Annotated in this window: 16 protein-coding genes; 4 read left to right on the forward strand and 12 right to left on the reverse strand. The window is 72.9% G+C overall.

The genetic code is table 11. The features are described 5' to 3' along the window. Window positions 1-156: 156 nt before the first annotated feature. The 6 genes from ASE27_RS03735 to ASE27_RS03760 all read right to left on the reverse strand — a co-directional run bounded on the left by ASE27_RS03735 (window position 157) and on the right by ASE27_RS03760 (window position 6,962). Window positions 157-1,173, reverse strand: coding sequence for a LacI family DNA-binding transcriptional regulator (locus tag ASE27_RS03735; RefSeq protein WP_056645908.1), 1,017 nt, complete (start codon window positions 1,171-1,173; stop codon window positions 157-159). Window positions 1,174-1,230: 57 nt separating this feature from the next. Further along, window positions 1,231-2,682, reverse strand: a complete 1,452-nt coding sequence (locus tag ASE27_RS03740) for a GH1 family beta-glucosidase (protein ID WP_056645911.1) — start codon at window positions 2,680-2,682, stop codon at window positions 1,231-1,233. Then, on the reverse strand, window positions 2,679-3,608 hold the full coding sequence (locus ASE27_RS03745) for a carbohydrate ABC transporter permease (protein ID WP_056645914.1): 930 nt from the start codon (window positions 3,606-3,608) through the stop codon (window positions 2,679-2,681). Before ASE27_RS03745 ends, ASE27_RS03740 begins: the two co-directional genes overlap by 4 nt. Beyond that, complete coding sequence (locus ASE27_RS03750; protein WP_056645917.1) at window positions 3,605-4,732, reverse strand: carbohydrate ABC transporter permease; 1,128 nt, start codon at window positions 4,730-4,732, stop codon at window positions 3,605-3,607. Before ASE27_RS03750 ends, ASE27_RS03745 begins: the two co-directional genes overlap by 4 nt. Before the next feature lie 103 nt (window positions 4,733-4,835). Then, entirely contained in the window at window positions 4,836-6,170 is a 1,335-nt protein-coding gene (locus tag ASE27_RS03755) for an extracellular solute-binding protein (RefSeq protein WP_056645921.1), read from the reverse strand. A gap of 285 nt (window positions 6,171-6,455) precedes the next feature. Beyond that, complete coding sequence (locus tag ASE27_RS03760; protein ID WP_056645924.1) at window positions 6,456-6,962, reverse strand: DUF2505 domain-containing protein; 507 nt, start codon at window positions 6,960-6,962, stop codon at window positions 6,456-6,458. A 122-nt stretch (window positions 6,963-7,084) separates the two neighbouring features. Here ASE27_RS03760 and ASE27_RS03765 point away from each other — a divergent pair, with 122 nt between their 5' ends. Next, window positions 7,085-8,572, forward strand: a complete 1,488-nt coding sequence (locus ASE27_RS03765) for a sensor histidine kinase (protein WP_056646729.1) — start codon at window positions 7,085-7,087, stop codon at window positions 8,570-8,572. 110 nt (window positions 8,573-8,682) lie between these two features. Here the strand turns inward: ASE27_RS03765 and ASE27_RS03770 are convergent, their stop codons facing one another. Beyond that, window positions 8,683-8,931: a WhiB family transcriptional regulator gene (locus ASE27_RS03770; protein WP_056645926.1), complete on the reverse strand. Its 249-nt coding sequence runs from the start codon at window positions 8,929-8,931 to the stop codon at window positions 8,683-8,685. A gap of 298 nt (window positions 8,932-9,229) precedes the next feature. Here ASE27_RS03770 and ASE27_RS03775 point away from each other — a divergent pair, with 298 nt between their 5' ends. Continuing rightward, window positions 9,230-9,628 (forward strand): hypothetical protein, encoded by a 399-nt coding sequence (locus ASE27_RS03775; RefSeq protein ID WP_157257360.1) that lies wholly within the window; start codon window positions 9,230-9,232, stop codon window positions 9,626-9,628. Between the two features lie 56 nt (window positions 9,629-9,684). Here ASE27_RS03775 and ASE27_RS03780 read toward each other — a convergent pair whose 3' ends face one another. The 5 genes from ASE27_RS03780 to ASE27_RS03800 form a co-directional block, all read right to left on the reverse strand. Then, entirely contained in the window at window positions 9,685-13,929 is a 4,245-nt protein-coding gene (locus tag ASE27_RS03780) for an FtsK/SpoIIIE domain-containing protein (protein ID WP_157257361.1), read from the reverse strand. A gap of 114 nt (window positions 13,930-14,043) precedes the next feature. Continuing rightward, window positions 14,044-16,746, reverse strand: a complete 2,703-nt coding sequence (locus tag ASE27_RS03785; protein WP_235535335.1) for an ABC transporter permease — start codon at window positions 16,744-16,746, stop codon at window positions 14,044-14,046. Window positions 16,747-16,769: 23 nt separating this feature from the next. Next, complete coding sequence (locus ASE27_RS03790; protein WP_056645935.1) at window positions 16,770-17,612, reverse strand: ABC transporter ATP-binding protein; 843 nt, start codon at window positions 17,610-17,612, stop codon at window positions 16,770-16,772. A gap of 244 nt (window positions 17,613-17,856) precedes the next feature. Next, window positions 17,857-18,579, reverse strand: a complete 723-nt coding sequence (locus ASE27_RS03795; RefSeq protein ID WP_056645937.1) for a response regulator transcription factor — start codon at window positions 18,577-18,579, stop codon at window positions 17,857-17,859. Continuing rightward, window positions 18,576-20,072 carry a sensor histidine kinase gene (locus ASE27_RS03800; protein WP_082608468.1) on the reverse strand — a complete coding sequence of 499 codons (1,497 nt, stop codon included), beginning with the start codon at window positions 20,070-20,072 and terminating at the stop codon, window positions 18,576-18,578. Before ASE27_RS03800 ends, ASE27_RS03795 begins: the two co-directional genes overlap by 4 nt. A 286-nt stretch (window positions 20,073-20,358) precedes the next feature. Between ASE27_RS03800 and ASE27_RS03805 the strand changes: the two genes are divergently transcribed. Beyond that, window positions 20,359-21,042 carry a response regulator transcription factor gene (locus tag ASE27_RS03805; RefSeq protein ID WP_056645940.1) on the forward strand — a complete coding sequence of 228 codons (684 nt, stop codon included), beginning with the start codon at window positions 20,359-20,361 and terminating at the stop codon, window positions 21,040-21,042. 35 nt (window positions 21,043-21,077) lie between these two features. Beyond that, window positions 21,078-22,433 carry an ATP-binding protein gene (locus ASE27_RS03810; RefSeq protein ID WP_056645943.1) on the forward strand — a complete coding sequence of 452 codons (1,356 nt, stop codon included), beginning with the start codon at window positions 21,078-21,080 and terminating at the stop codon, window positions 22,431-22,433. The last annotated feature ends 39 nt before the right edge of the window (window positions 22,434-22,472 follow it).

The raw sequence follows: 22,472 nt of genomic DNA on the forward strand, positions 1-22,472 counted from the left end.
GAGATGCGGCCAACGGGGGTCGAATCGCTGAGAAGACCCCCGTTGGCCGATCTCGCGGGGAAAGGCTCGGGGGTGGCGGGACGTGCGCGGACGCTCACCACCGACGAGGGGAGAGGTCTGGTACGGACGCGTGCCGGATACCGCCACTGCCTACCGTCAGTCCGACGCCCCGCGGATGAGCTCGGGGGAGAAGACGCGTGCCGACTCCTTCACGGGGCGGTCGGCGATGAGGTCGAGGAGCATGCCGGTCGCAGCCTTGACCATCTCCACCACGGGGTTCTGGACCGTCGTCAGGGCGGGGCTCGTGGTCGCGGCGACGCCCAGGTTGTCGAAGCCGACCACCGCGACGTCGCCCGGCACGGACCTGCCCCGGGCGCGCAGGACGCGCAGCGCGCCCTCGGCCATGAGGTCCGACGCGGCGAAGACCGCGTCGATGTCCGGGTGGCGGTCGAGGAGCTCCTCCATGGCCGCCGCCCCGCCTGCCGCGGCGAAGTCCCCGTAGGCGATCGCGTCGTCGGGCAGGCCCGCCGAGCCCAGGGCCGCGCGCCACCCCGCGAGGCGGTCCACCGCGGCCGTCATGTCCTGCGGTCCGGCGATCGTCGCGATGCGGCGGTAGCCGCCGTCGAGCAGGCGCCGGGTCGCGATGCGACCACCCTCGACGTTGTCGACGTCGACGTAGACCAGGTCGTCCATCGCGGTGAAGGGGCGCCCGACGAACACCGCGGGCAGCGGCGAGGCGAGCACCGCCCCCTCGAGGTCGTCCTCGCGGTGGTGCGAGGTGATGATCGCGCCGTCGACGTGACCGCTGCGCAGGTAGCGCACGATCCGGCCCGCGTGCTCGTCGGGCCGGGCGATGAGCAGCACGAGCTGCAGGTCCGTCGGGGCGAGGGCCGCACTGACCCCACGGAGCGTGCCCGAGAGGAACGGGTCCGTGAGGATGCGCTCGTCCGGCTCGGGTACGACGAGCGCGATCGAGTCGGTCCGTCGCGTCACGAGCGAGCGGGCCGCACGGTTCGGGGTGTACCCGAGCTGGAGGACCGCGGCGTCGACGGCGGCCTGCGCCTCGGGAGAGACGCGCAGGCCGCCGTTGATCGCGCGGGACGCCGTCGAGCGGGACACGCCGGCGGTCTGGGCGACCTCGTCCAGGGTCGGCGCGGAACTCAAGGTGCTCATGGTCTCAGTATCCTGCCAGGCCACGATGAGAGAACTGCCACGATCGGCGTCGACGCGCTAGGAGCGCGCGGGGACGGCGTTGTCGGCCGCCACCTGGGCGAACCACCGACCGCTGGCCTTGACGGTGCGCTCCTGGGTCTCGTAGTCGACCCGGACGACCCCGAACCGCTTCGAGTAGCCCCACGACCACTCGAAGTTGTCCAGGAGCGACCACGCGAAGTAGCCGCGCACGTCGGCGCCGTCGACGATCGCGTCCTTGACGGCCCGCAGGTGGGCGTCGAAGAACTCGAGGCGGTTCTGGTCGTCGACCGACCCGTCGGCCTCCACGACGTCGTCGTAGGCGCAGCCGTTCTCGGTGATGTAGAGCGGCACTCCCGCGGGACCCGTGTAGTCCGCCTGGAGGCGGTTGAGCAGGCGCGTCAGGCCCTCGGGCTGGATCTCCCAGTTCTGGTCCGTGACGGGCAGACCGCGCGGGTGGTTGAACACGCCGTCGGCGGCCGGGTAGGGGCTCGACGTCCTGCGCTCGACCGGGGCGTCGCCCACGAGCTCGGTGCTCGCGGGACGCGAGGAGACGAGCTCGCCGTGGTAGTAGTTCACACCGAGCGCGTCGATGGGCGACGAGATGATCGCCAGGTCGCCGTCCTGGACGTGGTCGGCGAAGCCGTACTGCGCGACGTCCGCGAGGACGTCGGCCGGGTACTCGCCCTTGATGACCGGGTCGAGGAAGATGCGGTTGAACTGGCCGTCGATGCGGCGGGCCGCGTCGACGTCGCCCGCGTCGTCGGGGTCGACCGGGTCGGCGACCGTGAAGTTGAGCGTGATCCCGAGGTTCGCCTCGGGGGCCCGCTCGCGCAGCGCCTGGACCGCGAGGCCGTGGCCGAGCAGCAGGTGGTGCGCCGCGGCGAGCCCGTCGGGCCGGCTCTGGCGCCCGGGGGCGTGGATGCCGCCGGTGTACCCGAGGAAGGCCGAGCACCAGGGCTCGTTGAGGGTCGTCCAGACCCCGACCCGGTCGCCGAGCGCCTCGTGCATCGTCACGGCGTAGTCGGCGAACCGGTAGGCCGTGTCGCGGTTGGTCCACCCGCCCTGGTCCTCGATCGCCTGCGGGAGGTCCCAGTGGTACAGCGTGATCCAGGGCAGGAGGTCCTTGGCGAGCAGCTCGTCGACGAGGCGCGAGTAGAAGTCGAGCCCCTTCTGGTTGACCGCTCCGCCGCCGGGCTGCACGCGCGCCCAGGAGGACGAGAACCGGTACGTGTCCAGGTTCAGGTCGGCCAGGAGCGCGACGTCCTCGCGGTAGCGGTGGTAGTGGTCGCACGCGACCTCGCCGTCGTCGCCACCCAGGACGGCGCCCGGGATCCGGCAGAACGTGTCCCAGACGGAGTCCTCGCGGCCGTCGGTGTGCGCGGCCCCCTCGATCTGGAACGCGGCCGTGGCGGCGCCCCAGAGGAATCCCTCGGGGAACGGGACGCGCCCCGTGGTGCCCAGGGTGCGGGGCGTGATGATCTCGGTCATCCCTTGACAGCTCCTTGCATGATGCCGGCGACCAGCTGGCGACCCGTGAAGATGAACAGCACGATCAACGGCAGGGTCACGAGGAACACTCCTGCCATGACGAGCGAGTAGTCCACGAAGTAGTTCGCCTGGAGAGAGCGCACCACGAGCGGCAACGTCGGGTTCTCCTGGTTCAACACGATGGACGGCCAGAAGAAGTTCGTCCACTGCTGGACGAACGTGAACAGCCCGAGCATCGCGGCGGCGGGCCGTGCCGCGGGCAGCGCGATCGACCAGAACGTCCGGAACATCGACGCACCGTCGACGCGTGCGGCCTCGATGAGCTCGTACGGCAGCGACTCGGACAGGTACTGGGTCATCCAGAACACGCCGAACGCCGTGACGAGCGCCGGCACGATCACGGCCTGCAGCTTCCCGATCCACCCCAGGTCCGACATGAGGATGAACATGGGGATCACGCCGAGCTGGGTCGGCACGGCCATGGTCGCGATGACGAAGACCAGCAGGGGCCCCCGGCCGCGGAAGCGGAGCTTGGCGAACGAGTAGCCCGCGAGCGTCGAGAACAGCACCACGGACAGCGAGGTGATGACCGCGATGATGACCGAGTTGGTGAACGCCTTCCAGAAGTTGATCGCGCTCGAGCCGACCACCTCGGCGAACTGGGTGAACAGGCTCATGTCCGGCAGGAGCTGCGGCAGCGCGCTCTTGGAGATCTCCTCAGGGGTCGAGGAGCCCAGGATGAGCGTGAAGTACAGCGGGAAGACCGAGACCAGCAGCACGAGCCCGAGGACCGTGTAGGTGACCCAGCCCGGGCGGCGGGTGTGGCCGCCCGTGCCCTTGCGGACGGGGCGACGGTTCGGGCGGCGGGCCGCGGCGCGAGCGGCGCCGGCTCCGGCGGTCTGCGCGACGACGGGGATCGAGCTCATCGCTTCTTCCGTTCGTTCGGAGCGCCCGTGGGCGCGCTGGTGCTGCGGGCGGGGGCACCGCTGGGTCGGCCGGAGGCGTTCTGCGCGCGGACGGCCGCGGCAGCGGCCTTGCGTCGGGCACGCTGGACGCCGCGGGGGACCTTCTTGCTGGGGCCCGACGTCGAGATGCTCCGCGTGATCGCGAAGTTCACCAGGCCGATGAGCAGGATGACGATGAACAGGATCCAGGCGATCGCGGCCGCACGGCCGAAGTTCTTCTGGTTGCCCCACGCGACGTCGTAGAGGTAGAGCACGGTCGTCATCCACTGCCGGTCGGCGCCGCCGAGCCCCTGGGCGTCGAACGCACGGACCTCGTCGAAGATCTGCAGGCCGCCGATGGTCGAGGTGATGATGACGAAGATGATCGTGGCGCGGATCTGAGGGACGGTCACGGAGAAGAACTGGCGGAAGCGTCCGGCGCCGTCGATGATCGCGGCCTCGTAGAGCTCGCGCGGGACGGCCTGCATCGCGGCGAGGAAGATCAGCGCGTTGTAGCCGGTCCAGCGGAAGTTGACCATCGAGGCGATCGCGACGTGGCTCGCGAGCGTGTCGGCGTGCCAGCGGATGGGGTCGATCCCGAACGTGCCGAGCAGACCGTTGATGAGGCCGTACTGGTCGGCGAAGAGGCGCCCGAAGATGAGGCTGACCGCGATGGGGGCCACGACGTAGGGCAGCAGGACGCCCATGCGCCAGAACGTGGCGGCGCGCAGGTTCTGGTCGAGCAGGGCCGCGATGATGATCGCGCAGATCACCTGCGGGACCGAGGACAGCAGGAAGATCGAGAAGGTGTTGCGCAGCGACTTCCAGAAGGTGGGCTGCGCGAGCACGTCGGTGAAGTTCTGCAGGCCGACGAAGTCTCCCTGTCCGCCCAGCAGGTTCCACTCGTGGACCGACACGAACGCCGTGTAGATCAGCGGGAAGAGCCCCGTGATGGCGAAGAGGATGAAGAACGGGGAGATGTAGAGGTAGGGGGAGAGCTTGACGTCCCAGCGGCCGAGCCGCTGGGAGAAGCCGACGCGGCGCGAGGAGCGGCGCGGCGGTTCGCCGAGGCCCTGGGAGGGCTGGGTGGGAGAAAGGACGGTCATCTGACTTTCCTGTGCTGGGTCGAGCTGGGACGCGGTGCCCGACGGCGGGCTGGGGCGTGGGAGCGCGGGGTGACCTCCCGGAGAGGTCACCCCGCGCACCGGATCAGCTCAGGCCCAGGTCCTTGTAGGCCTGGACTGCCTTGTCCCACGACGCCTGGGCGTCGGCGGTCTTCTCGACGTCGACGCGCTTGATGGCGTCCTGGACCGTCTGGTGGATCGCGAAGTAGTTCGCGCCCTTGAACGGGGCCCCGTCGATCGCGAGCGCACGGTTGACGAAGATGGTGCCGACCGGTGCGTCGTTGAAGAACTCGTTGGTGAAGGACTGCACGGCGTCGGACTCCTGCGCCTCGATCTGCGAGGGGAAGGTGCCGGCGTTGGTGAACGCCGTGGTCTGCTGCGCGGGGTCGGTCAGCCAGGCGGCGAGCTCCTTGGCGGCGTCGGCGTTCTTGCCCGACGCGGGGACCGTGAGGAACGAGCCGCCCCAGTTGAGGCCGCCGCCGGGGAAGACGTCAGCGACGTTCCAGCCGGTCACGCCACCCGAGCGCTCCTCGACCGGGCCGGTCATCCATGCGGGGCAGATCATCGTGGCGAAGCCGTTGTTCTGGAACGCGGCGTCCCAGTCGGCGCTCCACTGCTCGAGCCCGGCGGACAGGCCGTTGGTGGCCGACTGCTCGACGACCGTGTTGTAGATGTCCTGGATCGCGGTGTTGGTCGCGAGGTCCTTGGCCGTGCCGTCGGACTCCTCGTAGGCGTTGTCGATCTGGTTGACCATGCCCTGGGAGATCGACATCGCGCTGTCGTACCAGGCGGCGTCGCTCGCGGCCGTGAAGGTGGCGCCCGCGGCGAAGTAGTCGTCCCAGGTCGCGTCGGCCCCGCCGAGGAGCTCGGCGACGGCTGCCGGGTCGGTCGGGAGGCCTGCGGCCTCGAACAGGTCCTGGCGGTAGCAGATCGCGCTCGGGCCGATGTCGGTGCCGTAGCCGATGACCTTGCCGTCGGGCGTCGTGGCCTGCTGGACCTTCCAGTCGACCCAGCGGCCGTCGAGCGAGGCGTCGGTCAGGTCCGTGAAGAGGTCGGGGTACTGCATGAGCTCGGGGAGCCAGTCGACCTCGATCGCCTCGATGTCGGCCAGGCCGTCGCCACCGGCGGCGAGCTTGGTCGTGAGGTTGGTGCGTGCGTCCTCGGACTTCGCGGCCTTGGTCTGCTTGACCTCGACGTTGGGGTGCTCGGCGGTGTACGCCGCGAGGAGCTCGTCGGTGTAGCCGAAGTCGTTGAACGTGGCGACGGTGAGGGTGATCTTGTCGCCGTCGGAGGAACCGCTGCCGTCGTCCGACGAGCCGGAGCCCGAGGAGCAGGCGGTCAGGGTGAGGGTGAGGGCCGCGAGCCCTGCGACGGCGGCGGTTGCCGTGCGGGTGCGGGTCGGACGGGTGCTGCTCAGCACGATGACTCCCTTGTCGATGATCGGCGTGGCAGCGCTCCCATGGTCAGGGGTGGTAGCGCTCCCACGAAGTGCCATGATGGTGGCCCGCCAGTTCTGGGGATGTCAACCTCGCGACGTGACATTCCGTCGTGGAAACGCTCCCATGCGCGTGTCCATGCAGGTCAGAGCGTTACGGTCGCGCCGACCGTTCCCCAATCGTTATTGGTTCCCGACCGCCTGGAAAGTAATATGGACGGTCGTTCAACTCTGCTCGCGTCGTCGACCGGGCGGACGATCGTGCAGGCCTCAGGGGGCCGTGAGCCACTCCACGCCGGCCTGCTCCTCCGACGTGAGGGTCGCGCGGACAGCACCGGCTGCGGCCTCCTCGACGGCTGCCGCGAACAGGGGGACCGTGGCCTTGAGCTCGCCGTCGTACGCGTGCCGAGTGCCGCCGTCGGGCAGGGCCTCGAGCGTGACCGTGCCGGTCATGCGCACGGGTGCTCCCGTGATCTCGAGCGAGACCGTGCCGCGCCGGACGTCGCCGTCCGCGGGCTCCCACACCTCGGCCTGGCGGACCTCGAGCGCGTTGCCCACGAACGCGCGCAGGTGACCCGGGATCTGGTCCGTGGGCAGCGTGCGCCGCACGACCACCGAGAAGCCCTCGTCGATCGAGCCTGTCACGTCGGCGAGCTCCACGAGGGCCTGCGGGCCGCCCGTGCGCTGCGCGCGCCAGCGGACGAATGCCTCGCTCGCGAGCATCCGGGTGACCTCGTCGAGACCGGCGGGGTAGTGCAGATCGACGCTCAGGTGCACAGGTTCTCCTCGGGACGTGCTGACCGGCGCGCAGGGTGCGCCAGGGAGTCCGACTCTACCGAAGGAGGGGCCCCGGTCCCGTGAAGACGCCCACGGATGCGTACGCTGGGCTCGTGTCTGCCATGAGTGACTTGATCTCCCGCCACGCCGAGCTGTCGCCTGCCGACAACGAATGGCTGCACCTGCTCGTCGGCGACTGGCAGGTGGTCTCCGACCTGGCCTTCGCGGACCTCGTCCTGTGGCTGCCCACCGACGACGGCAGCTTCGTCGCCGTTGCGCAGTGCCGGCCCAGCACGGGGGCCACGGTCCACTACGACGACATCGTCGGCTCGACCGCCCCCGAGGGGCAGCGCCCCCAGCTCGAGCGGGCGCTGTCCGAGGCGCGGTCGCAGCGCTCGCGCGAGCCGCGCTGGTTCGGGGCGTACGCGGTGCGCGAGGAGGCCATCCCCGTCGTCCACAACGGGCACGCGATCGCCGTCGTCGCGCGCCAGACCAACCTCGGGAGCGGGCGCACGCCCAGCCGGCTCGAGCTCAACTACGTCGAGGCCGCCGACGACCTCATCGCGATGATCTCCCGGGGCGAGTTCCCGGCGCCCAACGCCGCGACCGGCCCGCGTCGGGGCGCGCCCCGCGTGGGCGACGGCCTGATCCGCCTCAACTCCGAGGGTGAGGTCCTCTACGCGAGCCCCAACGCGCTGAGCTGCTTCCACCGCCTCGGGGTGATCGGGCCGCTCGTGGGCCGCTCGCTCATCGAGGTCACGACGGACCTCATCGAGCACCAGACACCCGTCGACGAGTCCCTGCCGCTCGTGGTCATGGGCCGCGCCCCGTGGCGCACGGACATCGAGGCCCGCGGGGTCGCGCTCTCGCTGCGGGCCCTGCCGCTCACCGAGTCGGGGCAGCGGATCGGTGCGGTGCTGCTGTGCCGTGACGTCTCCGAGCTGCGCCGCCGTGAGCGCGAGCTCATCACCAAGGACGCGACGATCCGCGAGATCCACCACCGCGTCAAGAACAACCTGCAGACGGTCGCTGCCCTGCTGCGTCTCCAGGCGCGCCGGATGGACGTACCCGAGGCGCGCGCGGCCCTCGAGGAGGCCATGCGTCGCGTCGCGACCATCGCGCTGGTCCACGAGAGCCTCTCGCAGACCCTCGACGAGGAGGTCGAGTTCGACGACATGGGCGGGCGCGCGCTGCGCCTGGCTGCCGACGTGGCCTCGGCCGACACCAAGGTCCGCACGGTCCAGACGGGGAGCTTCGGACTGGTGCCGGCGGAGGACGCCACGCCGCTCGCGCTCGTCCTGACCGAGCTCGTGACCAACGCAGTCGAGCACGGGTTCTCGAACCGGACGAACGGGACGGTCGAGATCGACGCGCAGCGCGAGGGGTCGGCGTTGCGGATCATCGTCGCCGACGACGGGGTGGGCATGCCCGTGCCCGGGACCGAGCCCTCGGAGAAGCCCAAGAAGAGCGGCCTGGGCTCCCAGATCGTCGCGACGCTCGTGTCCAACGAGCTGGGCGGGACCATCGAGTGGTCCGATCGTCCGGGAGGCGGGACGCAGGTCGTGCTGCAGCTCGTCCTGCGTGACGGCGGTGGATCGCGCCAGGGGTGACGAGCGCCTCGACGGAGAGGATCCAGAACGTCGACAATTCTCTTCCCGAGGCAAACATAAAGGGCCGTCACCAGCAGGTGACGGCCCTTTATGAGAAAAGTATGTGAAGCTCAGCCGGCGCGACGAGCGCGAGCGGTGCGGCGCTTGAGCGCACGACGCTCGTCCTCGGACAGGCCGCCCCAGACTCCCGCGTCCTGACCGGACTCGAGTGCCCACTTGAGGCAGGTGTCGACGACGTCGCAGCGGCGGCACACGGCCTTCGCCTCTTCGATCTGGAGGAGGGCAGGTCCGGTGTTCCCGATCGGGAAGAACAGCTCCGGGTCTTCGTCCAGGCAGGCTGCGCGGTGGCGCCAGTCCATGTGAGGTCTCCTTGGCATGACGAGCAAGGCCCCAGGTGGAATGGTGTCGGACGCACGTCCACAAAAGGGCTTCAGGCTCAGGTGGGGGGTAATTGATGCTTGAACTAGGTTCACATCTTGAGAAGCCCAGCACAAGGGGTTGCCGGAAAGTTTCTGCGACGTGAACGGTGAGGTCTTGGTCACACTTCGGTGAAGGTGCAGGTCACGCGTAGTCTGGGTTGTCGTGGCAGCTGTGAGGACTCCGAATCAATCCACGCCCGAACCTCCTGAGGACGGTTCGGGCCCGTCGACCCCGCCTGTGAGTGGTCCGCGACCGCTCGCGCTGTGGGTCGTGATCGCCGGGATCGGGCTCGAGGCGGTCGCGCTCGTCGTCGGCGCGCTGCTCGTCCTGGTCGAGCTCGTCTCGGGCAGGTCGTCGGCCGTGGGCGTCTCGATCTTCCTGGTCGTGTTCGCCCTGGGGGTGGCCGCGGTGCTCGGTGCGAGCGCGCGAGGACTCCTGCGCGGACAGCGCTGGTCCCGGTCCCCGGTGGCCACCTGGCAGCTGCTGCAGGTCGTCGTCGCGTTCAGCTGGCTCCAGGTGGAGGTCACGGCTCCGGGGATCGCGGTCATGGTGCTCGCGGTGGTGGTGCTCGTGTGCCTCATGCTGCGTCCGGTCGTCGTCGCGACGACGCGCGACACAGTCCGCACGGAGAGCTGACCGGGCGAGCGGAGTCGTCGGCCGGCCGGCTCGCCGCACCCCGCCCCGGCCGCACCTCACCCGGCGAACGCGACCTGCACGGGCACGAGCTCGCCCGAGCGGACGAGCACGGCCCGACCCGCGGGCCCCGCGCCAGGGTCGAGCACCCGCTCGAGCGACATCCCGAACACGTCGCCGCTGCCGCGTTCGCCGGGGCGCAGCACGACCCCGCAGCGCGCTGCGCGCACCTCGGCGAGCGGACCCCGGTGCGCCGTCGCGGCGGCGACCGTCGACGCGGAGGCCAGGAGCACGACTCCCGTCCGGACGAGTCCCGTGAGGGTCTCGACCTCGAGCGGGCACGCCTGCTGGAGGACGTCGAGGTCGTCGACGACCACGACGTCCCCCGGGGCCGGGGGTGTGGCGGCGAGCAGGTTCAGCGCCGTGGCTGCCTCGAACGGGGAGAAGGTGCTCGTGACCACGAGGTCGCCCGCGCCCGCAGCGGTGGTCACGAGCTCCGCGAGACGCGGGTCGCGCGAGAGCACGGCCCGCACCCGGCCCGTCGGCAGCGCGTACCCGAGCACGAGGAGCAAAGCGCTGCTCCGCCCGCTGCCCCCCGGGCCGACGACGAGCCCACCCGCGGTCACGTCGAGGCACACCGGTACCGCGGCGTCACCGCCGATCCCGACGGGTACGGCCCGCAGCGAGTCCTCGCCCGGCACCGGGAGGTCCGCCGGGAGCACGAGGCGGGGAAGGGGCGCGAGCCGGAGGGGAAGCGACCGGCCGTCGTCGAGGGACGGCGCGTCCGAGGACGCGTCGCGCTCGAGCGGCGAGGCGTCGATCACGACCTGGCACTCGACGGGCTCGTCCGCCCCGAGCCACACGCCCCGCCCTGCTCGTCCGCCGCGTCCTGCGAGGCGTGAGGGGACGCCGTGCGCGACGTCGTCGTGCACCGCGCTCGAGGTCAGCACGAGCCGCGGCCCGACACGGTGGGCGAGCCCGCCCAGTCCCGGCGTCTGCCCCGAGAGGGCGACGTGCACGCCGCGTGCCGCCCCGTCGCCGAGGAGGCGGCCGAGGAGGTCGGCCCCCGCGCCCCCGGCCAGGCGCCCGAGCGAGGCACGCAGGTCCTCGATCCCGTCCAGCACCACGAGCGTGGGGCGGCGCCCGGCCCGGGCGAGCAGGAGGTCGACGAGCCGGGCGACGCGGCGTGGGTCGTGCTGGTCGACGACGGTCCCGCAGCCCGCGTGCTCCCGCAGCGCCGGCCCCGTGAGTGCGGGGTCCTCGGCGACGACGTGCACGTCCCACCCCCGGTCGAGGGCGGCGACCGCGAGCGCCCGCAGCGCCGTGGTACGCCCTGAGCGCGGTCGGCCGACGACGGCGAGGTGCCCCTCGCCGACGTCCCACGTCACGACACCTCGGCGCTGCTCGGCGGGCAGGTCGGAGAGGGCCAGGGGCAGGCGTTCGGAGGCGTCGCCGGGGGAGTTGCGCGCGCCGGGAAGGTCCGACGGCGTCACGCGCCCTGGCAGGCCCGGGAGCCAGGGTGCGGGGTGAGGGGTGTGCGCCGCGGTCGCCGCGGCCTCGCGGGCTGCCGCGACGAGGACCGTCACCAGGTCGGGGGCGTCCGGCTCCGGCGCACGCACGGGGAGGGGGGCCGCGCCCCACCGTGGTGCGGGGCGCACGGTGTCCGTCCCCCGTGGGGCTGGGGAGGCCGCATGGGCGCACTGGAACGCGAGGGGCGGACCGTCGCCGCGGCGCAGGACGGCCCGCCCGGGGCGGTCGACCGGTATCCGTGCGGCGTGCGGTGCGTCGATCACGTCGTGCGAGTCGCCCGCGTCGACCTGCCGCAGCGCGACCCGCAGCGAGATGTTGGCGCGCATGTCCGCGGTGACCGCGCCGGCGGGCCGCTGGGTGGCCAGGACGAGGTGCACCCCGAGCGAGCGCCCCTGGGATGCGAGGCGCAGGAGCCCGGGAAGGAAGTCCGGCAGGTCGTCCGCGAGCGCCCGGAACTCGTCGACGACCACGAGCAGGCGGGGCAGGGCGCCGGGCGGCAGGTCCTCGAGGCACGTGGCTCCCGCGCCCGCGACGACGTGCTCGCGGCGGCGAAGCTCGGCGCGCAGCCCTGCGAGCGCCCTGCCCGCGAGGCCGGGCTCGAGGTCGGTGACCTGCCCCACGACGTGCGGGAGCCCGACGCACCCGCCGAAGCTCGCGCCGCCCTTGTAGTCGACGAGCGCGATCGCGAGGTCGCGCGGGGACGTGGTGAGGGCCAGGCCCAGGACGAGCGACTGGAGCAGCTCGGACTTGCCTGCGCCCGTGGTCCCGGCGACGAGTGCGTGCGGGCCGTCCCGGACGACGTCGACCAGGACCGGTCGGCCGGACGCATCGAGCCCGAGCGGGACCGGGAGACCTGGGGTGGTCGACGCGTTCTGGGCGGACGCCTCCCACCGGAGCGCGACGTGGGTCGCGAGCGAGCGGGGTACGTCGGCTGCGGGGGCGGTTGCCTCGTCGGCCGTGAGCCCGAGGAGCGCCGCGAGGGACACCGTGACGGGAAGCCCGGAGGCGGCGGGGTCGGACGGTCCCCCGGTCGTCGGGGTGCCCGCGCCGACGGGCCAGCGCCCGAGCCGGGCCGTCGCGGCGAGGTGCCGGGCGTACCGCTCCGCCCAGCCGGCGGTCACACCGAACCAGGGGGCGGGCCCGTCGCTGCCGTCCGCGAGGTGCCACCTGCCGTGCGTGGCGTCGAGCACGGTCCGGCACCAGGCAGGCACGGTGATCTTGTCCGGGGTGAGCAGGATCAGCCGGTCGTGCGGGCTCCGGGTGGCCCACCACCGGTCGAGGGCCTGGGCGCCGTCCCGGCGGCCGTCGTGCCGGGCAGGGGAGTCGTCGACGAGCAGCGCGCGGTCGGTCGTGGGGGCTCCCGGAGAGGTGTCCCGGCGCCGGGAGGCCCGGGGGAGCCAGCGCAACCACGCCCACTCGTGCGCGTCCTCGTCGGCGTGCACGGCCTCGACCGTCGCGCCCGAGGCGACCTGGGCCAGGAGGAGCGTGCGGGCCGCGGCGAGCCGGTCGGCCCGCTGCCCGACGACGGCCACGCACCCGTCGGGGAGCCGTGCCCCCGGGGCGCTGGGTAGCCCGGGAGGCGTGCCGGTCCCGGGGGCTGGACCGAGACTCGTCGCCGGAGCGGCACCCTGCGCGCGCGACGGGTCGGGAGCGGCGCGGTGGACCGCGATCACGGCGGTCATGAGGTCTGCCGGGCTCGGGACCGGCGGCCCGCCGTCGGCGGGCTCGGTCGCCGGCCCGGGGACGCGGTCCGGGCTCACATCTCTGCCCGCACCCGTGCCCCGTTGCGCGCCGGCGAGGGAGGGCATGCCGACAGGGTCCGTACTAGTTCGCGGCGCGACCGGTCGCCCGTCGTCCGCACCCGCACCGGCGGAGCGCCGGGGGCCCGTGCTGACGCCCGGCCCCGGTCGCACGGCCTGGCCGGCGGCAGGGCCGGACCCGTCCTGCCCGGGTGAGCGACGTCGTCGGGCAGCGACGAGGAGCGGGACCACGAGCATGAGCGGACCGAGCAGGGCCAGGAGCGCGAGCACGGGCTGACGCAGCGTGGCCGCGAGCGCGAGCGAGCCGACCGCGGGGGTGAGCGCCATGGCGATCGACTGACCGCTGAGGCCTGGACCGACGGCCGGCGCCGGGGCGGGGAGGGGCAGCGCGCTCGTGACGGCCCACTCCTCGAGACGGGGACGCGGGCGCAGGTCGTGGACCGCGTCGCCCACGAGCAGGACCCTGCCCGGGGGCCAGGGCCGGAACCGAGGGCCCCGCACCCGGCGTGGACGCACGCCGGGGGACTCCCACGTTGCGCGAGCGCCCCGGACCGAGATCTGGACCGCGGCCCGGGCCCGCGGGCGCCGCCCGGTCCGCCGGGTCCACGGGAACGCCGCGCCGCGCCGGGCCGCGAGCGTCACGACGACCGTCGCACCACCGAGGTCCGAGGTGGCCAGCACGAGCCTCGAGCCCTCGTGCAGGGCGTGCAGCCCGCCGCTCCCCGGGCCCGACAGGACCGCGACGTGCCAGGGCGTACGCAGCGCCTCGGCCTCCGGGTCCTGCGCCCCCGCGCTCGCGGCCGGACCCGACCCCGGTGGAAGTGCGCGCAGCGTCGCCCCCGGGAGCAACGGGCGGGTGCCGACGAGGTGGTCGTCGTGCACGAGCACCCCGTCGACCGCGAGCGGCGAGACGAGCAGCTCGGGCCGGCGCGCGAGGCGCGCGAGGTCGGCCCGGAGGTCGCCCAGGCGGGCGCCGGGCTCGAGCAGGACGTCGAGGCCGGGATGGAGGGTCATGCGCACGAGCCGATCCTGGCGCTCGGGCGGACGCCCCCGCAGACGACGACGGCGCGCCTGTGGACGAGGGGGTCGTCCACAGGCGCACCGTCGGGCGTCGAGCCTTGCCGCGGGTCAGTCGACCGCGAGCGCCTCCACCGGGGAGGTGCGGGCGGCCGAGCGGCCGGGGATCACCGACGCCAGGAGTCCGGCGACGAGGGCCACGACCAGGACCAGGGCGACGTCGCGCCACGGCACGGCGAGCGTCACGTCGCCCATCACGGCCAGGGCCGCGGACGCGCCGGCCCAGCCGTACAGGATGCCCAGCAGGATGCCGAGCACGGCACCGACCCCCGCGATGAGCATGCCCTCGATCGCGAGCATCCAGCGCAGCTGGGATCGGCTCAGGCCGATGGCCCGCAGGGTCGCGGACTCACGGCGGCGCTCGATGACCGAGAGCGAGAGCGTGTTCGCGACGCCGATGAGGGCGATGACGACCGCGACCGCGAGGAGACCGACGATGACGCCGAGGATCGTGTCGACGACCTTCTGGTACATCGCTCGCTCGACCGCTGCGCCCGTGACGTCGATCGGGAGGTCGCTGTCGGCGAGCGCGTCCTGGAGCGCGGGCACCACGGACGCGGCGTCGTTGACGTCGGCCAGACCGACCCACGCGGTCGTGACCGGCGCGCCCGTCGCGACGCCCTCGAGCGTCTGCGGCGTGACGAGCAGCGCACGTCCACCCATCGGGGTCACGAGGGCCTCGAGGGTCGCGGGCGTGCCCTCGGGGTTCGCGTCCTCGGGGAGCGGTGCGGCGGTCAGGACGAGCTGGTCGCCCGTCGAGATGTCCCAGCTCTCGGCGACCCCTGCCGGGACGACGACCGTGCCGGGGGCCAGGCCCTCGACGGCCTTCTTGTCGCGCGAGAGCGCGGTCGCCGCACCGGGGTCGACGCCGCGTGCGAGGAACGTGATGTCGTTCCCGTCGAGGGGGACCGTGACGGACGTCGCGGTCAGCGGGACGACGGACTCGACGCCGTCGACCTTCTCGGCCGTGGCGATCGTCGACTGCGGGAGCTCGACGGGCTGGTTGCCGCCGTACTCGTCGTAGCCGTCGGTCGCGAGCGAGACGTCCACGGGGTAGCGGCCGTCGAGCTCGTTGTTCATGCTCATCCGGGCGCTCACGGCCCCGGTCGACATCATGGCCACGAGCGTCACGCCGATGAGGAGCGCGGTGCTCGTCGCGGCCGTGCGGCGCGGGTTGCGCAGCGTGTTCGCGGCCGCGAGCTTCGCCGTGCTGCCCGAGCCCGTGAGGACCTTGCCCACGACGCTCACGACCTTGGGGAGCCAGAAGATCGCTCCCACGAGGACGCCCACGAACGAGGCCGCGCCACCGGCGGTCGCGGCGAGCAGACCGGCCTCCGCGCTGCCCTGCTGTCCCAGGAGGACCCCCAGGACGAGGAGGCCTGCACCGCCGACGACGAGGATCGACGAGATCGCGAGGCGGACGCGTCCTGCGCCCGACGAGAGGGTCGGTGCGTCGGAGGGACGCAGCGCGGCGAGCGGGGCGACCCGGGTCGCGGCACGCGCCGGCGAGAACGACGCGACGAGCGTCACGACGGTCCCGACGAGCAGGGGGACCAGGACCGCGACGGCCGTCACCTGGACGACCGAGGGCAGCGGGATGCCGAGGTCCATGCTGCCCGCGACGGTCAGCGCGAGCTGGACGAGCCCGATGCCGAACAGGATGCCGGCGACCGAGGCGACCAGGCCCAGGATGACGGCCTCGAGCAGGACCGAGCGCGCCAGCTGCTTGCGGTCGGCGCCGACGCAGCGCAGGAGCGCGAGCGTCCGGGTGCGCTGGGCCACGAGCACCTGGAAGGTGTTCGCGATGACGAGGGCCGCCACGAGCAGCGCGATCGCCGCGAACGTGAGGATCACGTAGGTGAAGACGTCCTCGCCGCCCGTCATCTGGGCGGCCTGGTCCTTGGCGTACTCGGCACTCGTCCAGACCTTGGTGTCTCCCCCGAGCGAGCCCGTGACGGTCGACCGGACGGCCTCGAGGTCGGTACCGGGCGCCAGGGCGACCAGGACCGCGTTGTACGAGGTCGCCGCGTCGCCCGGGACGAAGCTCTCGGCCTCCCAGGCGGTCAGGTCCTCGTTCGACAGGACACCCGCGCCGCCCACCTGGGCGTAGGCGCCCATGGGGTCGTCGAGGGTCCCGACGAGGGTCAGCTTCTCGTTGGTGTCCACGAAGGTGCCGGCGGGCGCCTCCTCGTCGGGGGCGGGCTCGTCGGCGGGGGCGGCGTCGCCGCCCCCGTCAGCCGACGCGGCGTCCTGCGGCAGCGCCCCCTCCTCGGTGGGTGCACCCGCCTCGGGCGCTGCGCCCTCGGCGCTCGGCGTCCACACCGAGCGCACGACCGTCACGGTGTCGCCGAGCGCGAGCCCGAACCGCTCGGCGACGTCGGACGGCAGCGCGATCTCGCCCGAGCGTGCGGGCATCGCGCCCTCGACGACCTCCTGGGCCTCGAAGCGCGGGTCCGAGGCGGTCGGGACGACCACCTGGTAGGTGCGCTTGCTCCCCGAGACGAGCTCGAAGGCGCGCATGACCTGCGGGTCGGCGGCCTCGACGCCCTCGGTCCCACGGATCTCCTCGAGCCCGGCCTCGTCGATGCCGGCACCGTTCGCGACCACGAGGTCGGAGTCGGCGAACTGCGCGGCGATCGAGTCGGTCGTGATGCGGTTGATGACGGTTCCCGCGAGCAGGGTCGCGGTGAGGAAGGCGGTCCCGATGAGGATCGCGATGCCGGCGGCGCTCAGCCGCCCGATGCTGCGGCGCATCTGCGCCAGCGTGAGCCGGACCATCAGGCGCGCACCGCCGTCGGACCGGTGGTGCCGGCGAGAGCGTCCGCGGGGTCGCTCTCGAGCGTGCGCAGCGCGTCGAGCCCGGCGAGGACCGACTCGGGCGTCGGGTTGTCGATGTCTCCCGCGATGCGCCCGTCGGCGATGAGGATGACACGGTCCGCGTAGGCGGCAGCCGTGGGGTCGTGCGTGACCATGATGATGGTCCGGCCGAGCTCGCGCACCGAGCGGCGCAGGAAGCTCAGGACCTCGGCGCCCGAGCGCGAGTCCAGGTTGCCCGTGGGCTCGTCCGCGAACACGACCTCGGGCTTGGCGATGAGCGCGCGGGCGATGGCCACGCGCTGCTGCTGGCCGCCCGAGAGCTCGCTGGGGCGGTGCGTGAGGCGCGCGCCGAGGCCCAGGGTCTGGACGAGCGTCGCGAGCCACTCCTTGGTCTCGGCGTCGACCTTGCGTCCCGCGAGCTCGATCGGCAGCGTGATGTTCTGCTCTGCCGTGAACATGGGCAGCAGGTTGAACGACTGGAAGACGAAGCCGACGCGGTCGCGGCGCAGCCTGGTCAGCTCGTTGTCGCCCAGGGCCGTGATCTCGGTGTCCCCGATGAAGCCCTGGCCGCTCGAGGCGGTGTCGAGCCCGGCGAGCAGGTGCATGAGCGTGGACTTGCCGGAGCCCGAGGGGCCCATGATCGCGGTGAACGCGCCCTTCTCGAAGTCCACGTCGACGCCGTCGAGGGCGCGCACGGTCGCCTCGCCCTTGCCGTACAGCTTGGTCAGGGACCGGGCGCGCACGGCGGGCGTGCCTTGCGCCGGGGCGTTGCCGGGGATGGGCTGGTACACGGTGGTGTCCACGTCTGCTCCAGGAGAGTTCGTCGTCGGTCTGCGTCGGTCCCGGGCGGGGCGCGCGAGGCGCCCGTGGCCGGGACCGAGGGGGTGCGGGAGAGGGCTCGAGGCCCTCGTTCCCACCTGATGACGACACTAGGAGCCGGGGCGGGGGTCGTGCGTCCGGCGAGGGGCGGGTCCTCGGGACGCGGGACGTCATCCCGTGGTCGTACGCGGACCGGGGGAGACCCCTACCTGCAGGTGCCCGACGGCGTCACGCGCCCGGGCGCACGAGTCCCGTCTCGTACGCGGTCACCACGGCCTGGACGCGGTCGCGCGCCCCGAGCTTGGCGAGGATGCGCCCGACGTGGGTCTTGACCGTGGCCTCGGCGACGTACAGGTCGCTCGCGATCTCGGTGTTGGACCGGCCTCGGGCCATGAGCACGAGGACCTCGCGCTCACGCTCGGTGAGCGAGGAGATCTGTTCCTGCGCCCCCGTGTCGACGAGCTGCTCGGCGGGCAGGGCCACGACCAGGTGCTCGAGGAGCCGGCGGGTCGAGGACGGGGCGATCACCGCGTCGCCCGAGTGCACGGTGCGGATCGCGGCGAGCATCTCCTCGGGCGGGGCGTCCTTGAGCAGGAACCCGCTGGCCCCGGACCGGATGGCCTCCAGGACGTACTCGTCGAGGTCGAACGTCGTGAGCACGATGACCCGGGGCACGTGCTGGCCCTCGGCCGCCGCGGCGGTGAGCTGGGCCGTGGCCGAGAGGCCGTCGAGGTGCGGCATGCGCACGTCCATGAGCACGACGTCGACCGGGTGGTCCGCGAGGAGCCGCAGGGCCTGGAGCCCGTCGCCAGCCTCGACCGTGACCTGGAGGTCGGGCTGGGAGTCGATGACCATCCGGAACCCGGCACGCACGAGCTGCTGGTCGTCGACGAGCGCGACCCGGATGGGGGCCTGCGCGGGGAGGTCGGGAGTGAAGAAGGTGGAGGTCATGGTTCCTGGGGATCGTCGGGTGCGGGGGCGGGGGTGCCGGACGTCTGCTGCCCCATCCTGCCCGACGGCGGAGCGGGCGGCGCCGGGACGGGGGGAGCGACGCCGTCGAGCCGGGGGATGGGCATGGTGAACCGGACGCGGAAGCCGCCACCGGGTCGCGGACCCGTGGTCACCGCGCCGCCGAAGATCACCGCGCGCTCGCGCATCCCGAGCAGGCCGTAGCCGGGGGAGTGCGTGCCGTCGGCGGACGCCCCGCGGCCGTCGTCGTCGACCGCGAGCTGGAGCGTGTCGACCCCCCACGTCACGACGACCGTGACGGTCGGGTCGGGGCCCGCGTGCTTGAGGATGTTGGTGAGCGCCTCCTGGCACACGCGGTAGACCGTCAGACCGGCGCCCGGGGGCAGCGGGCGCGGGGTGCCCATGCGGACGAGCGAGATGCGCATGCCGCTGTCGCGGACCTGCGAGACGAGCGACTCGAGGTCGGCCGAGTCGGGCTGGGGCGTGAGCTCGACGCGCCGCACGGACCCGGTGGCGGTCGGCACGGCGCCGGTCGTCGGGCTGCTCGTGCGCGGGCCCGTCGTCTGGCTCGTCGCCGTGCCTGCCGCCGCGCCCGTCGCCCGGGCCTCGTCCAGGACCTGCCGGGGACGGTTGTTGAGCCCGGGGGCGTGCGTGAGCTGCGCGGGGTGGCCCGAGCCCGCGACCGCGTCGCGGTCGTCGGTGCGCAGGACGCCCAGCAGTCGGCGCATGTCGGCGAGGGCCGCACGACCGGTGTCCGAGACCGTGGCCAGCGCACGCGTGGCCGCGGCGGGGTCGGCGGCTCCTGCGTACCGGCCGCCGTCGGCCTGGGCGATGATGACCGACAGCGAGTGGGCCACGATGTCGTGCATCTCGCGCGCGATGCGCGAGCGCTCGGCGGCCGTCGCGATCTGCGCCTGCTGGTCGCGCTCGACCTCGAGGCGTTCGGCACGGTCGACCAGGGCGTTGATGGTCTCGCGCCGCGAGCGGCGCACCAGACCGAAGGCCCAGACCGCGAGGAACATCATCGTGGTGAACATCGCCGTGAAGACGAGCACCCCCGCGGCCTCGGCCGTGCTGCTCGCGTTGACGGCGAGCCTCAGCCCGAGCACGAGCGAGCCGGCCGCCGAGGAGATCATCGCGGTGCGGTGGGCCCAGCGAGGGCCGTAGACCGTCACCGAGAACAGCGAGATCAGCAGGAGGAAGTCGGACGGCAGGAAGACGATCCCGACGAGCAGGTGGACGAGCGCGACCGCGTAGACCGTGACGGCCGAGGCGACGGGGCGGACCCGTCGCCAGGGGAGCGGGGCCAGCATGCCGATCGTGAACAGCGTCGAGAGCGTCGACCCGCCCGTGACGCTCGTCCCGTACGCGAGCGCGAACGGGATGAAGACGAGCGCGATGACGGCCGTGCTCGTGAGGTCGACCGCGAACCGGTGCCGCTCCCACCACTTGCCCATGTTCTCGTACCAACCCATGACTGCCAGGGTAGGTGGCGGGACCGGGACGACACGTCCTCCCGGGGACGGACGCGACGCGCGACCGTGGGGGGACCCGCGGTCGGCGGGCGGCCAGGACGAGGGGCGGCGCACGAGGTCCTGCCGTGGGGAACCGGCGGGCGCGGGTCCTGCCGGACGGCGCGGACCGGGACAGACCCGGGCAGAGCGGAACCCCGGCTGCAGCGTGTCCATCAGGTGCGTCACGAGCGTCCCACGGGGCCTGATGGATAACGCCAAAGTTCTGCGAATGCCCTAGCATGATCGAATGACCCACGTACTGCTAGCGGAGGACGACCCGGCGATTGCCGAACCTTTGGCGCGTGCGCTGACGCGTGAGGGTTACAACGTGGTCGTGCATGGAACTGGTCAAGGAGCGATCGACGCCGCGAGCGGTGTCGACATCGTGGTCCTCGATCTGGGCCTCCCGGACATGGACGGCCTGGACGTCGCACGTGAGATCCGCAACAAGGGTCTGACGACACCGGTCCTGGTCCTCACCGCGCGTGCCGACGAGGTCGACCTGGTGGTCGGCCTCGATGCCGGCGCCGACGACTACGTGACCAAGCCCTTCCGCCTCGCCGAGCTGCTCGCCCGCGTCCGGGCGCTGCTGCGTCGTACGCACGGCGACCCGACCGACGAGGAAGAGCTGGTCGCCCAGGACGTCCGTATCGACGTCGCTGCGCACCGCGCCTTCCAGGGCGACCGCGAGCTGCACCTGACGACCAAGGAGTTCGAGCTCCTGCGCGTCCTCATCGCGAGCGCGGGGTCCGTCGTGGTGCGTGACACCCTCATGCGAGACGTGTGGGGCTCGGAGCCCGTGGGCTCCACCAAGACCCTGGACATGCACGTGTCCTGGCTGCGCCGCAAGCTCGGGGACGACGCCAACTCGCCGCGCTACGTCTCCACGGTGCGAGGCCTCGGCTTCCGCTTCGAGACCGGCGAGGGCTGATCCCCCGACGGGGCTGAGCGAAAGGTCGGGGAAGCGTGCGTCGACGCGTTCTGCAGGCGACGGTCGCGGCCGTCGCCGTCGCCGTGCTCCTGCTCGGTTTTCCGCTCGCGTTCCTCGGGGCGCAGTTCGTCCTGGCCAACGAGATGGACCAGCTCCAGGGCCGCGTCGACACCCTGGCGCGGAACATCGACAACAGGCTCGCGCAGAACGAGCCCATCCCGCAGTCGGTCCTCGACAACGCGTCCGTGGGGCGACCGGGGGAGCTGCCCGCGTACGTGTTCGTGAACCTCCCGGACGGCGAGCAGATGACCGCGGGCGAGGTCGTCACGGGGCGAGCCAACGAGGCGGCGGACCGGACGGACCAGAACGCGACGGTCGCGCTCAGCACGTCGTTCGCCGAGAGTTACTGGAAGGCCGCCCAGATCGTCCTGCTCGTCGTGGCGGCCTCGGTCGTGGCGTTCGCGGCCGGGATCGCCATGGCCGTGTGGCAGGCGAACCGGCTCTCCGCGCCGCTCGTCTACCTCGCGGCGTCGGCCGAGCAGCTCGGGTCGGGGCAGGTGCGCCCGCGGCTCGAACCCTCCGGGGTCGAGGAGATCGACCTCGTCGCAGCCGAGCTCGCACGCAGCTCGGACCGCCTGGCCGGCCGCCTCGCGGCCGAGCGGCAGTTCGCCTCCGACGCCTCGCACCAGCTCCGCACGCCGTTGACGGCGCTGAGCATGCGGCTCGAGGAGATCTCGATGGCCTCGGACGACCCTGCCGTCCAGGAGGAGGCCCGGATCTCGCTCGAGCAGGTCGAGCGGCTCGTCACGGTGGTCGACGACCTGCTGACCCAGTCGCGGCGGGCCCAGGGCGGGACCACCGAGGCCGTGCGGCTCATCGAGGTCGTCCGGCAGCAGGAGGAGGAGTGGGTGCCGACGTTCGCCCAGGCCGGGCGTGAGCTCGTGATCGACGTGCCCGAGGGGTACCAGGTCCTCGCGACACCTGGCGCGCTCGCCCAGGTCCTCGCGACGCTCATCGAGAACTCGCTCAAGCACGGTGCAGGCACCACGACCGTCCGCGCCCGCCCCAGCGGGACGAGCGGCGCGGTCGCCGTCGAGGTCGGCGACGAGGGCGAGGGCGTCTCGGACGAGATGGCGCCACGGGTCTTCGAGCGCGGTGCGACCTCAGGAGCGGGGACGGGCCTGGGTCTCGCGCTCGCGCGCGACCTGGCCGCAGCCGACGGAGGAAGGCTCGAGCTCGCGCAGCGCCGTCCGCCGATCTTCGCGCTCTTCCTCGCGGGGGTCCCGCGGACGCTCGACCCGCGGGTCGTCCTGCCGACGGGGACGCTCATCTCCGCGCGGGGCGGGCGGCGGCGTCGGCGTGGTCGTGGACCCGAGGTCGAGCCCCGCTAGGTGCGGGCGCTCCGGTGATCGGCGGGATGCCGGGCCCGG

The sequence above is a fragment of the Oerskovia sp. Root918 genome, assembly GCF_001428945.1.
Taxonomy (GTDB): Bacteria; Actinomycetota; Actinomycetes; order Actinomycetales; family Cellulomonadaceae; genus Oerskovia; species Oerskovia enterophila.